The sequence below is a fragment of the Rhodococcus sp. ARC_M5 genome (genome assembly GCF_022810405.1).
Taxonomy (GTDB): domain Bacteria; phylum Actinomycetota; class Actinomycetes; order Mycobacteriales; family Mycobacteriaceae; genus Rhodococcoides; species Rhodococcoides navarretei.
Genome location: NZ_JALGQE010000030.1, coordinates 1 through 22502, shown reverse-complemented (window position 1 = coordinate 22502; position 22502 = coordinate 1). Strand labels below are relative to the sequence as shown.

The 22502-nt window shown below is 65.5% G+C and carries 20 protein-coding genes; 9 read left to right on the top strand and 11 right to left on the bottom strand.

Annotated elements, in window-relative coordinates; all coding sequences use genetic code 11:
- Nucleotides 1-27: 27 nt before the first annotated feature.
- A complete protein-coding gene (locus MTX34_RS24990) occupies nucleotides 28-684 on the bottom strand; it encodes a GntR family transcriptional regulator (protein ID WP_243611158.1) in 657 nt (218 codons plus the stop codon).
- A gap of 135 nt (nucleotides 685-819) precedes the next feature.
- On the opposite strand from MTX34_RS24990, the gene MTX34_RS24985 reads away from it, so the two are divergent.
- Both MTX34_RS24985 and MTX34_RS24980 read left to right on the top strand, forming a co-directional pair.
- Nucleotides 820-2316 (top strand): aldehyde dehydrogenase family protein, encoded by a 1497-nt coding sequence (locus tag MTX34_RS24985; RefSeq protein WP_243611157.1) that lies wholly within the window; start codon nucleotides 820-822, stop codon nucleotides 2314-2316.
- 3 nt (nucleotides 2317-2319) lie between these two features.
- A complete protein-coding gene (locus MTX34_RS24980) occupies nucleotides 2320-3207 on the top strand; it encodes an oxygenase MpaB family protein (protein ID WP_243611156.1) in 888 nt (295 codons plus the stop codon).
- 16 nt (nucleotides 3208-3223) lie between these two features.
- On the opposite strand, the gene MTX34_RS24975 is transcribed toward MTX34_RS24980, so the two are convergent.
- Complete coding sequence (locus MTX34_RS24975) at nucleotides 3224-4273, bottom strand: alpha/beta hydrolase (protein ID WP_243611155.1); 1050 nt, start codon at nucleotides 4271-4273, stop codon at nucleotides 3224-3226.
- A 333-nt stretch (nucleotides 4274-4606) separates the two neighbouring features.
- On the opposite strand from MTX34_RS24975, the gene mihF reads away from it, so the two are divergent.
- The 4 genes from mihF to MTX34_RS24955 are packed head-to-tail and all read left to right on the top strand — an operon-like array spanning nucleotide 4607 to nucleotide 7307.
- Nucleotides 4607-4921 (top strand): integration host factor, actinobacterial type, encoded by a 315-nt coding sequence (gene mihF / locus MTX34_RS24970; RefSeq protein WP_008712632.1) that lies wholly within the window; start codon nucleotides 4607-4609, stop codon nucleotides 4919-4921.
- A 42-nt stretch (nucleotides 4922-4963) separates the two neighbouring features.
- Nucleotides 4964-5446, top strand: coding sequence for a cation:proton antiporter regulatory subunit (locus MTX34_RS24965; protein WP_243594250.1), 483 nt, complete (start codon nucleotides 4964-4966; stop codon nucleotides 5444-5446).
- 19 nt (nucleotides 5447-5465) lie between these two features.
- Nucleotides 5466-6638, top strand: a complete 1173-nt coding sequence (locus tag MTX34_RS24960; protein WP_243594251.1) for a cation:proton antiporter — start codon at nucleotides 5466-5468, stop codon at nucleotides 6636-6638.
- A 12-nt stretch (nucleotides 6639-6650) separates the two neighbouring features.
- Nucleotides 6651-7307, top strand: a complete 657-nt coding sequence (locus MTX34_RS24955) for a GntR family transcriptional regulator (protein WP_243611154.1) — start codon at nucleotides 6651-6653, stop codon at nucleotides 7305-7307.
- A 58-nt stretch (nucleotides 7308-7365) separates the two neighbouring features.
- Here the strand turns inward: MTX34_RS24955 and MTX34_RS24950 are convergent, their stop codons facing one another.
- Both MTX34_RS24950 and MTX34_RS24945 read right to left on the bottom strand, forming a co-directional pair.
- Nucleotides 7366-9501, bottom strand: coding sequence for a 3-hydroxyacyl-CoA dehydrogenase NAD-binding domain-containing protein (locus MTX34_RS24950; RefSeq protein ID WP_243611153.1), 2136 nt, complete (start codon nucleotides 9499-9501; stop codon nucleotides 7366-7368).
- A 9-nt stretch (nucleotides 9502-9510) separates the two neighbouring features.
- Nucleotides 9511-10722: an acetyl-CoA C-acetyltransferase gene (locus MTX34_RS24945; RefSeq protein ID WP_032395308.1), complete on the bottom strand. Its 1212-nt coding sequence runs from the start codon at nucleotides 10720-10722 to the stop codon at nucleotides 9511-9513.
- A 234-nt stretch (nucleotides 10723-10956) separates the two neighbouring features.
- On the opposite strand from MTX34_RS24945, the gene MTX34_RS24940 reads away from it, so the two are divergent.
- On the top strand, nucleotides 10957-11193 hold the full coding sequence (locus tag MTX34_RS24940; RefSeq protein WP_243611152.1) for a hypothetical protein: 237 nt from the start codon (nucleotides 10957-10959) through the stop codon (nucleotides 11191-11193).
- Nucleotide 11194: 1 nt separating this feature from the next.
- Here MTX34_RS24940 and MTX34_RS24935 read toward each other — a convergent pair whose 3' ends face one another.
- From MTX34_RS24935 to phoU, 5 genes are read right to left on the bottom strand one after another with little or no spacing between them, the layout of a single operon-like run.
- Nucleotides 11195-13555, bottom strand: coding sequence for a DNA polymerase III subunit gamma and tau (locus tag MTX34_RS24935; protein WP_243611151.1), 2361 nt, complete (start codon nucleotides 13553-13555; stop codon nucleotides 11195-11197).
- A 44-nt stretch (nucleotides 13556-13599) separates the two neighbouring features.
- Nucleotides 13600-15993: a helicase-associated domain-containing protein gene (locus tag MTX34_RS24930; protein ID WP_243611150.1), complete on the bottom strand. Its 2394-nt coding sequence runs from the start codon at nucleotides 15991-15993 to the stop codon at nucleotides 13600-13602.
- A 51-nt stretch (nucleotides 15994-16044) separates the two neighbouring features.
- Entirely contained in the window at nucleotides 16045-16620 is a 576-nt protein-coding gene (locus tag MTX34_RS24925; protein ID WP_243611149.1) for an HhH-GPD-type base excision DNA repair protein, read from the bottom strand.
- A 53-nt stretch (nucleotides 16621-16673) separates the two neighbouring features.
- A complete protein-coding gene (locus MTX34_RS24920) occupies nucleotides 16674-17477 on the bottom strand; it encodes a transglutaminase family protein (protein WP_243594259.1) in 804 nt (267 codons plus the stop codon).
- A 37-nt stretch (nucleotides 17478-17514) separates the two neighbouring features.
- Complete coding sequence (gene phoU, locus MTX34_RS24915) at nucleotides 17515-18168, bottom strand: phosphate signaling complex protein PhoU (RefSeq protein WP_243594260.1); 654 nt, start codon at nucleotides 18166-18168, stop codon at nucleotides 17515-17517.
- A gap of 105 nt (nucleotides 18169-18273) precedes the next feature.
- On the opposite strand from phoU, the gene MTX34_RS24910 reads away from it, so the two are divergent.
- Nucleotides 18274-18603, top strand: coding sequence for a YnfA family protein (locus MTX34_RS24910; RefSeq protein WP_094612013.1), 330 nt, complete (start codon nucleotides 18274-18276; stop codon nucleotides 18601-18603).
- Nucleotides 18604-18628: 25 nt separating this feature from the next.
- Here MTX34_RS24910 and MTX34_RS24905 read toward each other — a convergent pair whose 3' ends face one another.
- Together MTX34_RS24905 and MTX34_RS24900 are read right to left on the bottom strand one after the other, a co-directional pair.
- Nucleotides 18629-19906: a lipase family protein gene (locus MTX34_RS24905; protein WP_374640480.1), complete on the bottom strand. Its 1278-nt coding sequence runs from the start codon at nucleotides 19904-19906 to the stop codon at nucleotides 18629-18631.
- Between the two features lie 136 nt (nucleotides 19907-20042).
- A complete protein-coding gene (locus MTX34_RS24900) occupies nucleotides 20043-20714 on the bottom strand; it encodes a TetR/AcrR family transcriptional regulator (protein WP_243611147.1) in 672 nt (223 codons plus the stop codon).
- A 105-nt stretch (nucleotides 20715-20819) separates the two neighbouring features.
- Here MTX34_RS24900 and MTX34_RS24895 point away from each other — a divergent pair, with 105 nt between their 5' ends.
- Nucleotides 20820-22337, top strand: a complete 1518-nt coding sequence (locus tag MTX34_RS24895) for a DHA2 family efflux MFS transporter permease subunit (protein WP_374640469.1) — start codon at nucleotides 20820-20822, stop codon at nucleotides 22335-22337.
- Nucleotides 22338-22502 lie beyond the last annotated feature (165 nt).

Sequence of the window (22502 nt, the reverse complement as noted above, 5' to 3'; positions counted from 1 at the left end):
CACCGGCACGGCCGGCAGTGGGTCGTCCTACACGATGTCCCACTGCCGGAACTGTCGGCGCATCACGTCGTCGGCGGCCTCGGCGTCGCCTCGCGCGAAGGCCTCGATCAGTTCTTCGTGGCTGCGCACGGCGTTGTCACCCCACTGCCTGTCGGTCGCGTACACCCGCGGGGTGTATCTGACTGCGCCGAGCAGGAACCACGCCAGTGTGCTTCCGCCTGCGATCTTGTTGACGGATCGGTGGAACTCGAACTCGTAGTACTCCACCGATTCGGTATCGGAGCGAGCCACGGCGGCACGCAGACCGTCGGTGAGCGCAGTCAACCGGCCGAGATGCTCGGCTGTGATGTTGCCGGCTGCTCGGCCGGCGAGTGCGCCGGCGATGGTGCCCTGCAGCCAGAAGATGTCGTCCACGTCCTGCGGCGACAACTCGTTCACGCGGTAGCCACGATGGGGCACCTGCTCAACCAGCCCCTCACCTCGCAACGCGACGAGTGCCTCCCGAACAGGAGTCGCGCTGACCCCGAGCTCGGCCGCTGCCTCGTCGATGCGTACGAACGAGCCGGGCTGCAGCACTCCGGTGACGATCCGCTGGCGAATACTCCCAGCGACATCCTCGGACAGCTGCGGCCGACGCGGAATCGGTCGCTCGGGCGATGCGGCGCGAGTGAGATCGGTGCTCATGGAACCACTCCTGCACTTGCTCCTGCACGGTCGGACGGCGGGGGTTGTAGCAACCCGAAGTGACGCATAGTGTGTCCTGGACAACATTGAATCACATCAAATATATGTGATGCGATCTGCTGGAGGATAGAGCCCGTGACGGACCAGATCGAACGAACGAACGAGAGCACCTTCGAAAGCCTCGACCCCAGAACAGGTGTCGCACTCGCCACGTATCCGATCGCGGGCACCGAAGAGGTCGGCGTCGCCGTCGCTCGCGCCCGATCGGCCGCGCGATGGTGGGACGCGCAGGGCTTCGAGGGCCGCATGCGGTGGCTGCTGGAGTTCAAGTCCGCGATCGCCCGAGACGCCCCGAGCCTCGCCGCGGTCATCGCTGCGGAAACCGGCAAGCCCGACGAGGACTCCCTGCTCGAGGTCATGCTCGGCGTCGAACACATCGATTGGGCGGCACGCAACGCCGAGAAGACGCTGAAGCAACGCAAGGTCGGATCCGGCCTGCTCGCCGTGAACCAGAAGGCCTACGTCGGCTACCGCCCGTTCGGCGTCGTCGGAGTCATCGGCCCCTGGAACTACCCGCTCTACACACCGATGGGTTCCATCGCGTACGCCCTCGCAGCCGGCAACACCGTGGTGTTCAAGCCGAGCGAACTGACGCCGGGCGTCGGTACCTGGTTGGCCGAGAAGTGGCAGTCACTGGCCGCTCCGCACCCGGTGTTCCAGACGATCACGGGCGACGGATCCACCGGCACCGCCCTCGTCGAATCCGGCGTCGACAAGATCGCGTTCACCGGGTCCACCGCCACCGCCAAGAAGGTCATGGCCACCTGCGCGAAGTCGCTGACCCCACTCGTCGCCGAGTGCGGCGGCAAGGACGCGATGCTCGTCGACGCAGATGCGAACATCGCTGCCGCGGTGGAATTCGCGACGTTCGGCGCGATGGGCAACGCGGGCCAGACCTGCGCGGGCGTCGAACGCATCTACGTCGCTGCTCCGGTGTACGACCGCTTCGTCGCCGACTTCACCACCGCCGTCCGGGCGCTGAAGCCCGGCGGAACGAAGACCTCGTCCTACGGTCCGATGACCCTGGGCAAGCAGAGCGAGATCGTCCGAGGCCAGATCGAGGACGCCCTGGCCAAGGGCGGCAAAGCCGTTGTCGGCGGCCTCGATTCGCTGCACGGGCCGTACATCGACCCGGTGATCCTGACCGACGTGCCCGAGGATTCCACGGCCATCACCGAGGAGACCTTCGGCCCGACCGTCGTGGTCAACAAGGTGCGAGATCTGGACGAGGCCATCGAGCGAGCCAACGCGTCGAAGTACGGACTGGGAGCGTCGGTGTTCACCCAGGACAGCGCAGTGGGTAGGCGCGCCGCCGAAAAGCTCGATTGCGGTGTGGTGACGGTCAATTCGGTTCTCGGCTTCGCCGGTGTTCCGGCGCTGCCGTTCGGTGGCACCGGCGATTCGGGCTTCGGCCGCATCCACGGGGCCGACGGCTTGCGCGAGTTCAGTACCGTCAAGTCGTTGACGGTGCAGAGTTTCGCAGCACCGGTGAACCTGCTGACGATGAAGCGCAAGGCGCGCAACATGAAACTCTCCGTACTGGCGCTGAGGCTTCGTCACGGACGGGGCTGAGCAATGGACATCTCGCCGAAGAAGGGGCGCTTCGGTTGGCTGCGGCGCATCGAGGAACTCGATCCGGTGCGAGATTGTCACACGATCCACCGCATCACGGCCGGGTACGAATTCCCGTGGGACTACCAGCGTGCCCTCGAGTTCGCGTTGTTCCGCACGTACTGCGTGCCGAGTATCTCGGAATTGCTCGCGCGAACCGGCGAGTTCGAGAAGCGGCCCCAGAAGCGCTACGACGACACCGCGCTACTGATGGCCGAGATGCTCGAGCACGGATACGACTCCGAGCGGGGTCGGGAGTCGCTGCGCATGGTCAACCGGATGCACGCGCAGTACGACATCTCCAACGACGACATGCTCTACGTACTGACGACGTTCATCTACGAACCCATCGAGTGGATCGACACCTACGGTTGGCGCCGGCTGCACCCCAAGGAACGACTCGCCACCTTCCACTTCTACTCCGAAGTGGGAAAGCGAATGGGTATCAAGCACATTCCCGAGTCGTACACCGAGTTCGCGCAATTCAAGCTCGACTACGAAGAGCGGACGTTCCGCTTCAGCGAGGACAATCGCCGGATCGGCACGTACACCCTCGACCTGTACTGCTCCTGGTACCCCGCTGCGCTGAGCCCAGCCGTGCAGCAGGGAGTGTTCGCACTGTTGGACGACCGGATGGCCGGTGCCTTCGGCTTCCCCGCAGGCTCGCCGACGGTCGAGCGAGTGGCCGTACGCGCGCTGCGTGCCCGAGCACGGATGGAGCGATTCCTACCCAAGCGAACGCAATCGCGGGCCACCGCCGACCCGTCGAACAAGACCTACCCCGGCTATCCCGTCGGGTACAGCCCGCGAGATCTGGGCACCCATCGCAGTTGTCCAGTGGCGGCGACGTAACTGCGAACTCGCCGGGTCACAGTCCGTCCACCCATCGGCCGAACGCATCGCGAAACTCCCACGAGAGCGGCAGCGGTGCCAGAGCGGTGTTCGGATCCGCGGGTAGCGGGCCGAGCTCGCCCAACGTGTGCGAGCTGTTGGCGAAGTGTGCGAAGTCGAGATCGGTGTGCGCCAGGGCCACTCGGACGTTGTCGACCTGGCCGCAGGAGACGTTGAGGTCCTTGTCCGAGCAGGTCAGGAACGTGGAGTACGAGTCCGGAAGTGCGGCAGCCAGATTCGCCGGGTCCGAGGCATCCGCTTCACGCAGGAACACGGCGTTCTGCCGCAGTCCGAGACCGTCGACGATGGGGTCGGGCTCGGCGGACAACGGTCGTCCCGCACGGATATCGGCGACGGCCTGAGAAAAACGATTCCGGGACGACGCCGCCTGGTCCTCGGTGAACTGGCCCGCCGCCACGGCCTCGTCGATGTTGCGATCGACCTGCGCGGTCAGCAGGTCGAGGTAGCGGATCGACAACGGCTCGAGCAAACCGACATTCGCGATCGCCGCACTGTCGGCATCGGCCAGGCGCAGTGCCGTCAGCGCGCCCTCGCTGTGCCCGATCACCGTCGTGCGATCCGCCCCGACACCGGTCCGCTGTTGCAGGAATGCCAGTGCGTCCGCAGCATTGTCGACCTGCGCGTCGAAGCCGGGAGGGTTGTTGGGATCCACACCGGCCAGTCCGGTCCGGCCGCTACCGAGCTTGTCGAATCGCAGGCTCGCAATCCCGCGTCTGGACAGCTCGTCCGCAACGTACGCGGTCGTGTTCAGCTGCAGATCACCCGAGTTGCCGTTGCGATCGGTCGGCCCGCTGCCCGGCAGCACCAGAGCGACGCCGCGGGTATCGCCTACCGGCGTGCGAAGGCTGCCGTGGAAGGTGATGCCACCGGACTCGAAGCTCACTTCGGAGTCGAGCGCGTCGTCCGGCGACCACGGAACGTCGATCGGAGCAGCGGTCGCGGTCCCCGCGCCGACGAGAAGAATCGACGTCACCAGTGCGGCCAGCAGTTGTCCGGTGCGCAGCATGTAGCCACAGTAACAATCCAACCGCCCGTTCGGGTACTGCGCGGCCGTCGATCCGGGGACGCACTGCAGTCGCCCATACCTGCCCGACAGCCGCTCGGGGAGGCGTCGGACATGCCCGATACACGACGGCCTTCGAGGACCGACAGGGGGCCGAAGTGCTGGTCGGGGCACACCCCGAATCGGATAGGACGTAGCCTGGCGGAGAAGGTTCGGTGGCTCGACCGGAATGACAGTCGTGTTGTTCGGTTAGATTGGGAGAGCCACCAGGCACGATGCAAGAGGGTCGAGACCTGTCAACGAGCGACGGGTCACCACAATCGAGGAGAACAGGCCATGGCTTTACCAGTATTGACACCGGAACAGCGCACCGCGGCGCTGGCCAAGGCGGCCGAGGCACGCACTGCGCGGTCGAAGCTGCTCGCTTCCGTCAAGTCCGGCGAACTCAGCGTCGCTGACGTTCTCGCCAAGGCGGAGAACGACGAGATCGTCAAGAAGACCAAGGTGTCCGCCCTGATCAAGGCCCTTCCGGGTGTTGGTTCCGTGCGCGCCGCACAGCTGCTCGAGCAGCTGTCCATCGCCGATACCCGCCGCATCGGTGGCCTCGGCGCAAACCAGCGCGAAGCCCTCCTGGCTGCCGTCGCATCCTGATTCTGCAGGTAGCGCACTACGTGCAGGGCTAGCATTTCGGCCATGAACGTCGAAGTGACCCTGCTGCCGGGAATCGGGGTGCGTAAGGATTTCGCCCTCGCTTCCGGGCGCCGCATAGGCGTCATCACCCGCAAGGACGGCGCGAACGAGTTGATCGTCTCGCGCAAGGACGACCCCGATGCGACGCAGGCGTCCATCACGTTGAGCAATGAGGAAGCGGCGGCCCTGGGCAATCTGCTCGGGTCGCCGCAACTCATCGCCCAGCTCGGGGAAGAGCATCGCGACCTCCCCGGAATCAACACTCGCCAGCTCCCCGTCAGGGAGGGCTCGCGGTACGACGGCCGCCCCCTCGGCGATACCGGGATGCGCACCAAGACCGGCGTCTCGATCGTCGCAGTGATGCGCGCAGGCCAGGTTCAACCCTCCCCCACCCCAGACTTCACCCTCGTCTCCGGCGACCTACTGGTCGCCGTCGGAACGGCTGACGGTCTGGACGCAGCAGCCAAGTTGCTCACCGATGCCTGAGATCAGTCGGGGCTGAGCCATGGCCGAGAGTGCACTCGCCCTCACCGAACTGGGAGCGGTGTTCTTCGTACTCGGCCTGCTCGCGCGACTCGCCGGCAAGATCGGCGTCTCCCCCATTCCGTTCTATCTGCTCGGCGGCCTGGCTTTCGGCAACGGCGGAATCGTCACTCTCGGCGGTATCGACGAATTCAGTGAACTTGCGAGCGAAATCGGCGTCGTTCTGCTGCTGCTCCTACTCGGGCTCGAATACACCGCCACCGAACTCGTCACGGGCCTGCGCCGATCGTGGATGGCCGGGCTGGTCGACATCGTGCTCAACTTCGCACCGGGTGCCCTGGTCGCCCTACTGCTCGGCTGGGGCGGAGTGGGCGCACTCGTGATGGGCGGTGTCACGTACATCTCGTCGTCGGGCATCATCGCCAAGGTTCTCACCGATCTGGGCCGACTCGGCAACCGCGAAACGCCCGTCGTGCTGTCCATCCTGGTGTTCGAGGACCTGGCGATGGCCATCTACCTGCCCATTCTGACCGCAGTCCTGAGCGGGGTGAGCTTCCTCGGCGGACTCGAAGCCCTCGGAATCTCACTGTTCGTCGTCACCTTCGTGCTCGTCGTCGCGCTGCGATACGGCAGATTCGTCTCCGCCGTACTCGACAGTCCCGACCGCGAGGTCGTCCTGCTCAAGGTCCTCGGATCCGCCCTGCTGGTGGCCGGCATCGCGTCGGAGCTGCAGGTTTCCGCTGCCGTCGGCGCGTTCCTGCTCGGCATCGCGATCTCCGGGTCGACGGCCGACAACGCCACTCGCGTGCTCGAACCCCTCCGCGATCTCTTCGCCGCGATGTTCTTCGTGGTGTTCGGTCTCGCCACCGACCCCGCGACCATCCCACCGGTGCTGGGCTGGGCCGTCGTGCTCGCGGTCACCACCACGGCCACGAAGATCGCGACGGGCTGGTGGGCGGCGGGCCGTCAGGGAATCGGACGACCGGGCCGGTTGCGCACCGGTGCGGCGTTGGTGGCGCGCGGTGAGTTCTCGATCGTCATCGCCGGGCTGGCCGTCGCCGCAGGCGCGGTGGAAGGCGAGCTGGCCGCTCTGGCGACTGCGTACGTGCTGCTGATGGCCATCCTGGGGCCCATCGCGGCCCGAGTCGTCGAACCGGTCGCGCAGGTACTCCTACGCACGAAGCCCGCCGTGTGATTGGCTTTCGGAATGGTTGAGAAGCGGACGGCTCTGCGGCGACGGCCCCAGTTGTCCGAGGAAGTCGCCAGCCACGTCAGGCACCGCATCATGTCCGGGGAAGTGAGCCCGGGCGACTTCATTCGCCTCGACGAGACGGCCGCGGAACTCGGTGTCAGTGTCACTCCGGTCCGTGAGGCGCTGCTGACGCTGCGGGGTGAGGGCATCGTCGAACTCGTCCCGCATCGCGGATACAGGGTGTCCCCGCTGACACCGGAGGACATCGTCGACATCTTCTGGCTCCAAGGGCGGATTGCCGTCGAGCTGGTGCGCCGTGCTGCGCCGAAGATCACCGAGGCCGAGCTCGACCGGCTGGCCGAGCTCACCGCAGCGCTGTCGATCGCCGTCGAGAACGGCAAGCCTGAGGACGTGGAGAACTGTGAATTCGAGTTCCACCGCGTGCTGAATCGACTGGCCGAATCGGCGAAGCTGGCGTGGTTCCTCAACAACGCCACCCGCTACACACCCACCCGCCTGTACGCCACAGACCGTGAGTGGGGACGGGCAGCAGTCCGCAACCACGAGGAACTCATCGATGCTCTCGTTCGAAACGACATCGACGCCGCCTGCGAATTGATGAAGCAACAATTCACAGACGGCGTCGAGAGGTTGATCGCGCATCGCGGTTGAGCGCTACGCGCATGTGAGCGAAACCTCGTAGTGGGCTACGAAGTTTCGTTCACATGGGTCAGCGCAGCGAGGCGGGAACCTGGAAGCGCTCGCCGTACTTCTTCGCCAACTCGTCTGCACGAGTGACGAATCCGGCCTGACCACCCGGGTAGCCGACGACGTACTGGTGCACGCCTCCGGTCCACGCGGGGAAGCCGATGCCGAAGATCGAGCCGATGTTCGCGTCGGCGGTGGTGTTCAGTACACCTTCGTCGAAGCACTTCTGCGTCTCGATGGCCTCGATGAACAGCATGCGTTCCTTGAGGTCCTCGAACGGGATGTCCGCCGAGCCCGACTTGAAGGCATCACGCAGTCCGGGCCACAGACCGGCGCGCTTGCCGTCCTCGTACTCGTAGAAGCCCGCGCCCTTGGCCTTCGACGGACGCTCGAACTCGTCGACCATCTTGTCGATGACCTCGCCGGCCGGGTCCTCGGGCGGAGTTCCACCGGCAGCCTTGATGGCGTCGTAGGTTTCCTTGCGGATCTTCTGCATCAGGTTGAGCGTCAGCTCGTCCGAGAGCTGCAGCGGCGCAGCCGGGTAGCCGGCCTGCAGACCGGCCTGCTCGATGGTCGACGGCTCGACGCCCTCGCCCAACATCGCGATGGCCTCGTTGATGAACGTGCCGATCACGCGAGAGGTGAAGAAGCCGCGACTGTCGTTGACGACGATCGGAGTCTTCTTGATGAGCTGCACCAAGTCGAATGCCTTGGCCAAGGCCGCATCCGAGGTCTTCTCGCCGCGAATGATCTCCACCAGCGGCATCTTGTCCACGGGGGAGAAGAAGTGGATTCCGATGAAATCTTCCTGACGCTTGATGCCCTGAGCCAAGCTCGTGATGGGCAACGTCGAGGTGTTGGAACCGAGCAGCGCCGTCGGATCGACGAGGTCCTCGATCTCCTGGAACACCTTCTGCTTCAACTCTTCCGACTCGAAGACGGCCTCGATGACGAGGTCTGCGCCTTCGACGTCCTTGGCGTCGGCGGTCGGGTGGATACGCGCGAGCAGAGCGTCGGACTTCTCCTGGGTGGTCTTGCCACGCGAGAGTGCCTTGGCCTCGATGGCCTCGGAGTACGCCTTGCCCTTCTGTGCCGACTCGAGGGCAACGTCCTTGAGCACCACGTCGATTCCGGCCTTGGCGCACACGTAGGCGATGCCCGCGCCCATCATGCCTGCGCCGAGAACCGCGACATTGGTGAAGGTGGTCTTCTCGATGCCGTCGGGGCGAGACTTGCCGGCGTTGATCGCCTGCAGATCGAAGAAGAACGCCTGAATCATGTTCTTGGACACCAGGCCGGTGACCAACTCTGTGAAGTACCGCGACTCGATGGTGGATGCATTGTCGAAATCGACCTGCGCACCTTCGACGGCCGCCGCGAGAATTGCGCGCGGAGCCGGCATCGGAGCGCCCTTGATCTGCTTGCGCAGGTTGGACGGGAAGGCAGGCAGGATCTGGGCGAGCTTCGGATTCGACGGCGTGCCGCCGGGGATCTTGTAGCCCTTGACGTCCCACGGTGCGACGCCACCCTCGGGGTTGGCCTTGATCCACGCCTTGGCGCTGGGCACCAATTCCTCGACGCTGCCGACCAATTCGTGAATCAGGCCGATCTCGAGTGCCTTCTCCGGACGGAACCGGGTGCCCTGTGCGAGGACGGACATGAAGGCGGTCTGGATGCCGAGCAGTCGCGTCACACGCGTGACACCGCCGCCGCCGGGGAGCAGTCCGAGCGAAACCTCGGGCAGACCGATCTGCACGCCGGACACGTTGGCCGCGATGCGGTGATGCGTCGCGAGCGCGATTTCGAGTCCGCCGCCGAGTGCCGCACCGTTGATGGCGGACACGACCGGCTTACCGAGCTTCTCGATGCGGCGCAGCTGAGCCTTGACTTCCTGGACCTCGTCGAACACCCGCTGGGCGTCCTCGGGCTGAGCGGAGATGAGGGTGTGCAGGTCGCCACCGGCGAAGAACGTCTTCTTGGCGGAGGTGATCACGACGCCGGTGATGGAGTCGACCTCGGCCTCGAGGCGATCGACGGTGGCACCCATCGAGTCCTTGTACAGCTGGTTCATCGTGTTGGCGCCCTGGTTGGGGTCGTCCATCGTCAGGACGACAATGCCGTCGGCGTCCTGGTCCCACTGAATCATGTTGTCAGACATCGTAATACCTCAGACTCGCTCGATGATGGTGGCGACGCCCATGCCGCCGCCGATGCACAGGGTGATCAACGCGTATCGGCCGCCGCGGCGCTCGAGCTCGTCGAGCACGGTGCCGGTGATCATGGCTCCGGTGGCTCCCAGCGGGTGGCCCATGGCGATCGCACCGCCGTTGACGTTGAGCTTCTCGTTCGGGATGTTCAGATCCTTCTGGAAGCGCAGCACCACGGAGGCGAACGCCTCGTTGAGCTCGAAGAGATCGATGTCGTCGACGGTCAGGCCCGCGGTCGCGAGAACCTTCTTCGACGCCGGGGTGGGCCCGGTCAGCATGATGGTCGTGTCGGCACCACTGGTGGCGGTCGCGACGATGCGCGCCCTCGGCACCAGGTTCAGGTCCTTACCGGCCTGCTCGCTGCCGACGAGAACGAGTGCTGCGCCGTCGACGATGCCGGAGCTGTTGCCGCCGGTGTGCACGTGATCGATCTTCTCGACCCAGTGGTACTTCTGCAGCGCGACGTCGTCGAACCCGCCCATGGCCGCGATACCGGTGAAGGCCGGGTTCAGCTTGCCGAGCGATTCCACGGTGCTGCCCGGACGCATGTGCTCATCCTGATCGAGGATGAGCAGACCGTTCTGATCGGTGACCGGAACGACGGACTTGGCGAAGTAGCCACCGGACCACGCCGCTGCGGCGCGCTCCTGGGACTGCACGGCATACGCGTCGACGTCTTCGCGGCTGAACCCCTCGATCGTCGCGATGAGATCGGCACCGATGCCCTGCGGGGCGAAGTAGGTGTCGTAGTTGGTGACGGGGTCCATGGCCCACGCGCCGCCGTCACTGCCCATCGGCACGCGCGACATCGACTCGACGCCACCGGCGATGACCAACTCGTCCCAACCCGAGCGCACCTTCTGCGCAGCCAGGTTGACGGCCTCGAGGCCGGACGCGCAGAAGCGGTTGAGCTGGAAGCCACCGACGGTGTCGGGCATCTTCGCAGCGAGCACCGCCGTGCGCGCGATGTCCGCACCCTGATCTCCGACGGGTGAGACCACTCCGAGGATGAGGTCGGAGATCCGGTTCTCGTCCATGTCGGGGAAACGTCGACGAAGCTCGTCGATCAGGCCGGTCACCAGGGAAATCGGCTTCACCGAGTGCAGGGAGCCGTTCTTTCCTTTGCCTCGGGGAGTCCTGATGGCTTCATAAATGAATGCCTCTGTAGTCACAGCGCGCAGTTCCTTCCAGATACTCGATCTTCTCGCGGTCGCCGTCGCGGCCGACCGCATCGGTGCGAGGCCATGGCAGACCTCAGCTCATGCCAGAGTAGGGCCGCGAGAAGATCCGGCGTAAGGACCGAAACGAGCGTGGTGCATGACCCGACGCTCCGGTTCAGGTTTGAACGACCTGCCCGTGGGACACTCCCAAAGATCAGATCTACCGAGCTTGGAAGAAGACCGACCATGGAAACCGACAACGAACTGAGCGTGGGCGCTCGCGTCAAAGTACGCATTCACACCCCCGACGCCGATGACAAGTCCGCTCAGGACGCCTACGAAACCGGAGCGATCGTCGAAGACTTCGGCGTGCAGACTCCCGACACCACGTCGAGGGAATGGGCAGTGGCCAGGCGCTGGGCCGTGGCACTCGACAGTGGCCGGTTGGTATTCGCCGACAACGAGGACCTCACCGTCGGCTGAATCAGGTCTCTTTGAGCGGTACCGCTCCCAGTTCGCTGACCAGCAGCTCCATCGCGACGGTTTCCGGGTCCCGGCGAACCGTAGGATCCGCCGGTTCGGCCGCAGCCTTGAGCAGCTCTTCTTCGTCCTCCGGGGTCTCCGGGGGTGGTGGGCCTACCGGCTCGGGCTCGTCGGGGTAGTCCGGCGCTTCGGGCATCGGAATGTCGTCGGCTCCGATGCCCGCCGAGGATCCATCGCCCGCTGATCCGAAGCCGTCCGAGGTGGGACGGGGAGCCCCTGCCTGGCTCGGCCTCGAGAACTTCGGCAGCGACGCGGGTTTCGCTGCCGGTTCATCTTTTTTTGCTGATGACTGTTCCGGTGGTGCCGCGGCACCGACCAGACACACCACCGACCATTCCACGCCGAAGACGTCCCGCAGAGCGTCACGAATGACGTCGGCGTTGCGGGGTTCCTCCAGCCGCTTGGCCAACGGTGCCGAATCGTGGCCGAGCGTGATGGTGCCGTTCTCGACGGCGCGCACCGACGCCCCGGAGAGCATCACCTCGACGGTCCGGCTCCGCTCTCGTACCTTCGTGCGCACCTCGGACCACACCGCTCGAACCGCGGCGGCGTCGGGCTCGCTCGACGCGGCGGCTGGGGCCGCCACGGGGTCCGGCTGCGGCTCGAACACGGGCTCCGGCTCTGGGCCGTAATCGTCCTCGGGTTCCGGCGGAAAATCTTCGTGGGAAACCGAGGCGGCAGGTGCCGAATCCTGTTGCGCAGCAGCGGGTTCCGGTTCCGGTTCCGGTGCGGGCTCTGGAGTCGATTCGAGTTCCGGCTTCGGCTCGGACACCGGGGCCGGCTGAGGCGTTGGCTCGGGCGTTGCGACGGGTTCGGGTGTGGAAGCTGGCTCCGGTGTGGGAGCTGGCTCCGGTGTGGGAGCTGGCTCCGGTGTCGGAACAGGTTCGGGAGTGGGAGCCGGCTCGGGTGTCGGAGCCGAGGCCGCCGGTGCTGGAGCCGAGGCCGCCGGTGCCGGCGCAACGGGGGCAGGTGTGGGCGCAACGGGGGCAGGTGCCGGCTCCGTAGCCGGTGGGCGTTGCGACGGTCGCTGGAACTTGTTCACGGGCGCCGGGCCCGACGGTGCGGGCTCGTCGGAAGGTTGCAGCTGCGGTCGCGTCGGATCCGCGGCTGCCTGGGCGACCGCAGCCTGCTCGCCCGCCGGGAGAGTGACATCGAGCCGACGTTCCACGCGTTCGAGTCGTTGCAGTACCGCTGATTCCGCGTCGGAGGCCGAGGGCAGCAGCATGCGGGCGCACATCACTTCGAGCAGCAGACGCGGGGCCGTGGCACCGCGCATCTCGCCGAGTCCCGAGTGCACGATCTCGGCATAGCGAGTCAATGTGGCCGAGCCGAGCAGATCGGCCTCGTCACGCAGTCGCTCGAGTACGTCGCCCGGCACGTCGACCAAACCGCGTTCCCCGGCGTCGGGCACGGCTTTCATCAGGATCAGATCTCGCATGCGATCGAGGAGGTCGATGGCGAAGCGGCGTGGGTCGTGGCCGGCGTCCATCACTTTGTCGACGGTGCCGAACAGTGCGCCGCCGTCGCCCGCGGCCAATGCGTCGACTGCTTCGTCGATCAGTGCGACGTCCGTGACGCCGAGGAGCGACAGCGCCCGCGGGTAGGTGACGCCCTCGGGCCCGGCTCCGGCCAGGAGCTGATCCATGACGCTGAGCGAGTCACGGGGAGAACCGCCGCCCGCGCGGATGACCAGCGGGTAGACCGCATCCTCGACCGGGACCTGCTCCTGTCCACAGATCTTCTCCAGCAGCACGCGCATCGTCGACGGCGCGAGCAGCCGGAACGGATAGTGGTGAGTACGCGAGCGGATGGTGGGGAGCACCTTCTCGGGCTCGGTGGTCGCGAAGATGAAGACGAGGTGCTCGGGCGGTTCCTCGACGACCTTGAGCAGCGCGTTGAAGCCTGCCGGCGTCACCATGTGTGCCTCGTCGATGATGAAGATGACGTAGCGCGATTCGGCCGGGGCGTACACGGCCTTGTCTCGCAGATCGCGGGCATCGTCGACGCCGCCGTGGCTGGCTGCGTCCATCTCGACGACGTCGAAGTTGCCCGGTCCACCGGGGGCGAGGGCGACGCAGGAGTTGCACACACCGCAGGGTGTCGACGTCGGACCCTCGGCGCAGTTCAGCGATCGGGCGAGGATGCGCGCGGATGAGGTCTTTCCGCAGCCACGCGGCCCGGAGAAGAGGTAGGCGTGGTTGATTCTGTTGCTGTCCAACGCCACGCTGATCGGCTCGGTGACGTGCTCCTGACCGACGACCTCGGCGAACGTCGCAGGACGGTACTTCCGGTAGAGGGCCACGCCCGAAAGGGTACCGGCGACCACGGACACTGTTGCATCGCCGGTCATTGTCGGCCGGCAGATACCGCTCTGATGTTCATGATCGCGAAGCTCTCGCGGCTCCCGGTCGATTCCGAGAGCGCGTACAACCAATGGCCGTCCTGCAGCGCGTCCGAGATCGCGTGCCGCACGATGGCTCCCTTGGAGTTCTGATAGTCGATCGAGACGGGTGTGCCTCGTGCCGCGGCGTCGGCCAACAGATCCAGCTCACGCGGCAGCAGCCGGCTGAGAGGATCCAATGCAGACCGCACTCGTGCCTCGTCGACGCTGCCGCTGGTGCCGGCCAGCAGCAGCCGCGCGAGCTCGCGTGGTTCGCGTCGGTGCTGCGCCGAGTGGACTGCGCGATGTGTCGATCGGGAGGCCTCGGCGCGGATCCGCGTTGTGCTGTCGAGTTGGAGTTGCCCGGTGTCGGAGTGCCGCACCGGGGAGTATCCGTGCCTGCGGAGCACGGCGATGGTGTCGATCGGCTTGGCCGAACTGACCAGGACGGTGGGAGCGAGGCGCTCGAACCGAAGTACGGCCAGGGACCCGTCGGTCTCGATGCTCGTCAGCAGGACGACGTCCTCGGATACGATCGCGCAGGGAATTCTGCGCACAGCCAGTGCGCCATAGGTGCGCCAGCAATCTCGGATCGTGTACGCCAGCGCCTGAGGAACGTCGGTGTCGGCCATCGCGGTCAACGCATCGATCAACCCCTCGCCGGTGCCGCCCGTGTCGAAGAATCCGCGGATGCTCGCCGGGGTGAACCGCCACACCGATGCGACATCTCTCGACTCGGGTTGCGCGGCCGCGCCGAGTATCGACGCCACCTCGGTACTGGGTGGCCCGGTGACCACCGCCGTGGAATCGGGCAGCAGCCGAACGGAGAACGGAACCCATACGGCCATGTCCTGCAGCTGAGCTGTCAGAACCGCACGGATTTCGCCAGGATCACCGTCTCGTCCCGCGGGGAACTCGGTGAGAGTGCGGCACAGATCGGTGGGCGCACCGTCGGCCACTATCCCGAGTCGGCCGGCCTCCAGCCACAGCGCGTGCACGTGCCCGGGCCCGGCAGTCGTCGAGACGACCGGGATGTGCCAGTCGAGGTACTGGGTGAACTCCCCGGAATCACGCAGAACCGTCGCCGGCGAGTCGGCGTCCTCGTACCGCAGCAGAGCTGTCAGAGCCGTCGCGCGCAGGTCCGCTGCCGCGGGGTCGTCGAGCATCTTCTTGAGCGCCGGAACGGTCTTCTGGGACGCACGGGGCACCCGGTGGGTCGGCGTGAACGGCGAACTCCACCACGCGGCCACCAACGTGGCTGCCTGTTCGGCTCGGGTGCTCGTCGACCATGTCTCGTAGGCCGAGGTCAACGTGACGCCGGTCGTGCCACGTTCGGCCAGTAGCCCGGCTTCGCGTGCCAGCATCAGCATCAACGCGGTGTCGTGTTCGTCGGCGAAGCCCAAACGATTCGTCAGCGACCGAATCACCTTGGCGCTGATGCCACCGGTCTTCATCATCGTCAGTCCGTCGGTGTCGATGACAGTCAGTAGCGCCTGCGTGTGTTCGCAGAATTGCAGCAGGGCGATGGAACGACTGCGCTGCACCTCGTCGGGCGAGAGCACGCGGGTGTCGAAGGTCGGTGGGGTGAGGTCGATGGGCAAGCGCCACCCGTCCCCTCGCAGTGCGATGCTCACCTCCAACGGCATCTCGACGCGGTGCCCGTCCAGTCGATACAGCAATCCCCGCTCGAAGGCAGGCGTCCCCGCGCTCGATGGAATGTCGAAGATCAGTGACACCGGCTTGCCATCGACGAAGCGAGACAACATCGCTCGCATCTCCTCCGACCCGCCGTCGAACAGCGCCCTGATGCGTTCGGGCGTCATCGCGGCTGCAACGGCGTCTGCGCGCGCCCCTCGCTCGAGCGCCGGATCGATACCGAGGTTCGACAGCACAGCCAGTCGGTCCTGCTCGACGGCGCAGTGTAGGAACAGCTTTCGCTGCCTGCGAGCGAGTCCGAAGGGATGCGAGAACACCCCGGACAGATCGATGGGTGAATATTCGACGGTGCCGGCACCGGGCAAGGAGTGCGGCCAGATCAATCCGTGGGCCGTCAGGGTCGCAAGAGCCGCGTCGATGTGCGGCGTCTCGTTGACCGATCCCTCACTCGCCCAGTGCCCGATCTCGGCTCGGCTCAGATCGCCCATGAGCGCGAACAATTCGAGCAGAGCGAGCGAGCCGCTGTCGAGTCGACGCGGCAGCATCGACACCCGAGCCGGGGCACCGAGCAGCTGCGCGAGCAAGCCGAACGAGCGCGGCGGCGGGTCGGTGGCCACGTCCGGCCGACGGTGCAGCAGATCGGTCAGTGCGTCCTCGTCGAGAGACGCCAGCCAGCCCTCGTGAGTACCGATACTTTCGGTCATCTCGCCCCCCGGTGAAAGTTCTGGTCACTGTAACGACCGGCACCGACAGACTTATTTGTTCTTGGCTGCGGCTTTCGCTGCCTTCTTGAACTCGCGCACCTCGAGCAGCGACTTCTCGTCCACCACGTCGGCGATGGATCGACGCGCACCGTCGTCGCCGTACGCTCCCGCGGCCTTGCGCCACCCGTCCGGCGTGACGTCCATCTGCTTGCCGAGCAGCGCGAGAAAGATGCGGGCCTTCTGATCACCGTAGCCGGGAAGGGCTTTGAGTCGCTTCAGCACCTCGGCGCCGTCGGGATCGTCGCGGGTCCAGATTTCCTGCGGCTTGCCGTCGTAGTTCTCGACCAGGTACGCCGCGAGACCTTGGATGCGCTTGGCCATCGAGCCCGGGAACCGATGAACGGCCGGGGTCTGCGCACACAACGCTGCGAATTCGTCCGGATCCGCATCGGCGACGGTATCCACTTTCAGATCACCGAGACGATCGACGAGCTTCTTCGGCCCTGCGAACGCCGATTCCATCGGTACCTGCTGATCGAGCAGCATGCCGATCAGTAATGCGAACGGATCCTCGGCGAGCAGTGCATCGGCCTCAGGATCGCCGACGAGGTGCAGTGTGCGAGACATGCGATCGATCCTGCCACGCCTGCGATGGCGGGTGCCAGGGCGGAGCGTGCAGGTCAGGTGATCGACACCAGTTGAGTGATGTCGTCGAAGGGCAAGGGGCCGTCGACTACGGCTCCGACGACGGCGCTGTTGAGGATGATCGATCCGCCGTGGTTGTCGAGGAAGGCGGTGTCGGATGCGTCGCGTCCGGTGGCGATGCGCACCAGGGTCGATCGAGGTGCGAGGCACGTCGCGTCCACCACTCGCCATTGGCCTTCGACGAATGCTTCGGCGACCGCGTGGAAGTCCATGGGATCGCAGCCCGGTGCGTACACCGCCACCAGGCGAGCGGGGACGTTGACCGCGCGAAGCAGGGCCACCACGAGGTGGGTGTAATCGCGACACACACCGGCACCGGCGAGGAGGGTGTCGACCGCGCCGTCGATGGGGTCACTGCTGCCCGGTACGTAGCTCAGACGCGCTCCGACCCAGGACGAGACCTCGGCGAGCAGCTTCTCCGACGGCGGGTAGGAACCGAATTCCGTTGCTGCGAAACCGAAGAACTTGTCCGCCTCGGAGTATCGACTGGGTCGCAGGTACAGCGAGAGGTCGTAATCGGAGACCGGAGCCGGCTCGGTGTTGCCGTAGATGGTCGCCGAGTACGACGCCTCGAGCTTGCCGACGCCGGCGTTGATCTTGTGGATGCGGGTGCCGTGAGCACCGCTGATCTCCTGCGCCTCGATCGGCTGACCGTCGAGCGTGAAAGAGAGTGCTTCCCATACATCGGTTCCTGGATGCGGTGCGATTGCGATCTGGAACTCGAGGGTGCTGGCCTCGGTCACGTCGACATCGAGGTACGCAGAGACGTCACGTTTCATCGTGCCGATCCTGCCATCTTCGGGCCGTTCGCGCAGACTATGACTCGTCGGTGGGGCGACCGCCGGTCACCAGGAAGATGACTCGTTTGGCGACCTCGACCGTGTGGTCGGAGTATCGCTCGTAGAAGCGCCCGAGCAGCGTGATGTCCACTGCGGCCGGCACGCCGTGCGGCCAGTCGGGTGCGGAGGTCAGCATGAACAGGCTGCGGTGCAGTTCGTCCATTTCCTGATCCTGGATTCGCAGTTGGTCGGCCAGTTCGGCGTCTCGGGTTTCCAGGACGCGTTGCGTCGCCTCGGCCTGCGCGACGGCAACTCGCCCCATCTGCTCGAACACGCCCTCGACCTCGGGCGGCAGTACGTGTGCGGGATGGCGACGACGAGCAAGTTCGGCGATGTGCACGGCCAGACCGCCCATGCGCTGTAGATCGGCGACGATGTTGATGCCGGAGACGACGCGTCGTAGATCGTGAGCTACGGGTGCCTGCAGGGCCAGGAAGCCGAAGGCTCCGTGCTCCCATTCGACCGCGAGTATGTCGATCTCTTCGCGGTATTCGATGGTCCGCTCGGCCAGGACGATATCGGCCGTCAGCAATGCTCGGGTGGCGTCGGCCATTGCCTCTTCGGCAATTCTCGACATTTCGGACAGCTTCGACGCCATCGACTCCAGCGTCTCCGTGTAACTGTCCCGCATGTACTACTCACCCCTAGCGACTCGGCCCTCGATGCGGGGCCTGGGGTCATGTACCCCCGATCGCATCCTTCTACACCCGGTCGGCGCTGTGGGAGCCTTTGTCGCATGAACATTGTGAAGTCGGTCATGCTGTTCGCGGTGGCAGCCGTGTTCGAGATCGGTGGGGCATGGCTGGTGTGGCAGGGCATTCGCGAGCATCGCGGGTGGCTGTGGGCGGGAGCGGGTGTGATCGCCCTCGGTGCCTACGGCTTCGTGGCGACGCTGCAGCCCGACGCCAATTTCGGTCGCATCCTGGCGGCATACGGCGGGGTGTTCGTTGCAGGATCCCTGCTGTGGGCGATGGTGGCCGACGGCTTTCGGCCCGATCGCTGGGACATCGCCGGGTCCTCGATCGCGTTGATCGGCGTCGCGGTGATCATGTACGGCCCGCGCTGAGTCGCGCGGGCCGTAGCTCCATCGATCAGCAGTTGGACGGTGCCGGGACTCCGTAGAAGCGGTCCTTGATCCAGTTCTGCGCCTCGCCGAGGCCGAGGATGTCCGGAATCAAATGTCCGGCACCGGAACCCGGAACGATGGCCGGAACCTGCGCAGCGCTCAGCTGCACGGTGGCACCCTTGCCGCACCAGTCACCGGCCAGTCCGACGGCCTGTCCGTGCGGCACGATGTCGTCGGACGTACCGGACTGAATCAGTACCGGCGCGTTCGGCGTCCGCTCACCGATCTTGTTCTTGGCCAGAATCTCCTGGGCAACGGGCAATCTGTCCAGCACTACCGACAGCGGCTCGCCGGTCTTGGTGTACTCGTTGGTGCGATGCAGCCCGACGTTCAGAATCGTCTCTCCGACACACTGATTCGCGACCAGATTCAGCATGGCCTTGCCTGCGTCGTTGATGTTCTCGTCGACGATCGGCAGTAGACCGGGGTCGGAGTTGAGCAGACCGTTGAGGGTGTAGCCGATCACACCGGTGAGGATGGTGCCGTCGACCTGCTCGAGGGTTGCCTTCAGATCTGCCGGAGGTGCGCCGGCATAGGTGCCGACGAGGTTCATCTCGGGTGCGTACTCATCGGCGAGTTCCGCTGCAGCAGCGGCTGCGCCACCACCCTGCGAGTAGCCGTACGCAGCGACCGGGCCGTCCGCGGAAATCTTGGTGCCCTGCAGCTTCTGGGCTGCGCGGGCCGCGTCGAGCACAGCGTGTGCCTCCGATGCGCGGTTGACGTAGGTGTGCGCACCGGGGGTACCGAGGCCCTCGTAGTCGGTGATCACGACGCCATAGCCCTGGGACAGAAGCGAATACGCCGCGAGCACCTCGTACTCGACCATGAAGCCGAGCGGCGGGGTGTAGGTGATGACGTTGTTCAGCATCTTCGACGGCGCGCACTGGTCACCCTGACCCTGGGTTCCCGGGGCGAGGACAACGAGCGGACGCGGGCCGGGCCCTGTCCACGGCGCGGCAGGATCGATGTAGGTTCCGGTGACGGCATTCGCTTCGCCGTTGGAATCGTTGCTGCGGTACATGATTCGCGTTGCCGCACCGGGCAGAGGCCCGCCGATTCCGGGCACCGAGAGTGCGAGATGCGACGGCTCCGCCCGGAGCACATCACCGGGAGAACCGGCGGGCAGCGGGCTCGGGGGAATGTAGAAGTCGGATTCGACGGTCGAACCCGTGGATGGAGCAGCCGACGCCGGTGCCGCCACCCCGATGAACACTGCGGCTACTGCCACAGCCGAACCGAACACACGCTTGTACCGCACCCTGAAAACCCCCAACGTCGATCACTTGTCATCAAGTGAGCGCTACCCCGTGTAGCACTTATCGTGACGCACCTTACGTGATGCATCACACAAGGCATAGGGCTGTTTTGGATTCTCCCGATCAGCGCCGACGGCGATGCATCGCTGCTTTTGCTACGTCCACTTCGTCGTCGGTGAACGGACGACCCGGAAGCGTCGTCCTGGGCACCGAATCACCGCGAAGGCCGTCGAGCAGGACCGTGAAGTACCGACGCCAGTTCGCGGGATCGACATGGCTGGAGAATTCGACGGTCGAGCCGATCATGCCCAGTACCGGATAGAAATCGGTGACGGCGACATCGGGACGCAGCTGACCGGATTCGAGGGCGCGATCGACGATCTTCGCAAAGAACGGATCGATACGTCGGCGCATCTCCGCGATGCCGCGGCAGCCCTCGTCCGACCCGAGAACGACATCGCCGAGGCCACGGTCGGAGGCCATTTCCTCGCATATGTCCGAGAGAAAGCCCACCAAGCCACTCCAGGGATCCTCCGCTTCGATGGCGCGTTCGGCACTGGCGAGCATCCCCTCGAGGCGCTGCTCGAAGACGCCGTCGATGAGCTCTTCCTTGCACGAGAAGCGGCGATACACGGTGCCGACGCCCACCTTGGCGTGGGCGGCGACGTCGTCGAGCGTGATGTCGATACCGCGCGAAGCGAACAGCTCACGGGCCGCATCCACGATGCGACGTCGATTGCGTTCGGCATCCGCCCGGAGGGGCTTCGATGCCGCTGTGTCCGCTCTCACATTCATTCGATGTCCGTTTCACCCGATAAGCGGAGGACATTCCTCCACTTAGCTGCTACCTTGGCCCTACAACCGGAGGGTACACCTCCGCATAGTCGAACCGAGGACACTATGACCACCCTTTCATCGGAGAACGTGGGCGACGCCGCGTCGACTGCCATGGCGGTCGACGAACGTGCGCATCGGAATCGTTGGCTGATTCTCGCGACGCTCGGACTGGCTCAGCTCATGGTCGTGCTCGACGCGACCATCGTGAACATTGCACTCCCCGCCGCCCAACTCGACCTGGGCTTCGACAATGCCGACCGTTCCTGGGTCGTCACCTCGTACGCACTCGCGTTCGGCAGCCTGCTGCTGCTCGGTGGACGACTCAGCGACCTCTTCGGACGGCGCAACACCTTCCTCATCGGACTCGTCGGCTTCGCGCTGATGTCGGCAGTGGGCGGAGCAGCCGTCAACTTCGGCATGCTCGTCGCTGCCCGCGCCGGTCAGGGCGTCTTCGGTGCACTGCTCGCTCCCGCGGCACTCTCGCTGTTGGCCACCACCTTCACCGACACGAAGGAACGCGCCAAGGCATTCGGCATCTTCGGTGCCATCGCCGGCGGCGGCGGTGCACTCGGCCTACTTCTCGGCGGCATGCTCACCGAATGGGTCAACTGGCGCTGGAGCCTGTACGTCAACCTGATCTTCGCTGCGCTCGCCTTCGTCGGCGCCTTCCTGTTCCTGGCCAAGCACAAGGTCGACGTCCGACCCAAGCTCGACATCCCCGGCACGGTCGCCGTCTCCGCTGCGCTGTTCTCCATCGTCTACGGCTTCGCTCACGCCGAGTCCGACGGCTGGAGCAACCCGGTCACCCTCGGCTTCCTCGCCGCAGGTGTCGTTCTGCTCGCGGTGTTCGTGACCATCCAGATGCGCGTCGAGCACCCGCTGCTGCCGTTGCGGATCGTCCTGAACCGCACCCGTGCAGGATCGTTCCTCGCCGTATTCGTCACCGGCGCAGGCATGTTCGCGGTGTTCCTGTTCCTGACCTATTACCTGCAGAACACGCTGAAGTACACCCCGATCACCACCGGGTTCGCGTTCATGCCGATGATCGCGGCTCTGATCCTCACCGCGACGCTGTCGACGGCGCTGATCCTCCCCCGCTTCGGACCCCGCATCCTCATGACGACCGGCCTGGTCGTGGCCTCGATCGGCATGGCACTGCTGACGCAGATCTCCATCGACAGCAGCTACGTCACGCACATTCTGCCCGGCCTGGTCATCATGGGACTCGGCCTCGGTGCCACCATGGCACCGGCCATGCAGGGCGCGATCTCGGGAGTCGACCCGGACGACTCCGGCGTCGCGTCCGCGACCGTGAACACGATGCAGCAGGTGGGTGGCTCGATCGGTACGGCGCTGCTCAGCACCGTGGCGGCCAACGCGGCGACCGGCTATGTCAGCTCCAACATGGCAACGGCAACCGATGCGGCTCTGCTGCAGGCCAACGCTGAAATCGCGAGCTACACCACCACCTTCTGGTGGGCGTCGGGAATCTTCCTCCTCGGCGCGGTGCTCTCGGCCACGCTCCTGAAGAAGGGGCCATTGCCCTCAGCTCCCGAAGGTGCGGTCGTCGTCGGGCATTGAGAGCGGCTGCGCCGCATGTGAGCGGAACTTCGTAGCCCACTACGGGCGGATTCGAGCGGTGGTTGCAACGTGCCTGATCATTAGGGATGTTTGCGATGGTTCACCCGGGTTTCTCTCATCAGGTTCGGATGGCGTTCTGGTCACTGCGTAGCAGTGGCGTGACGG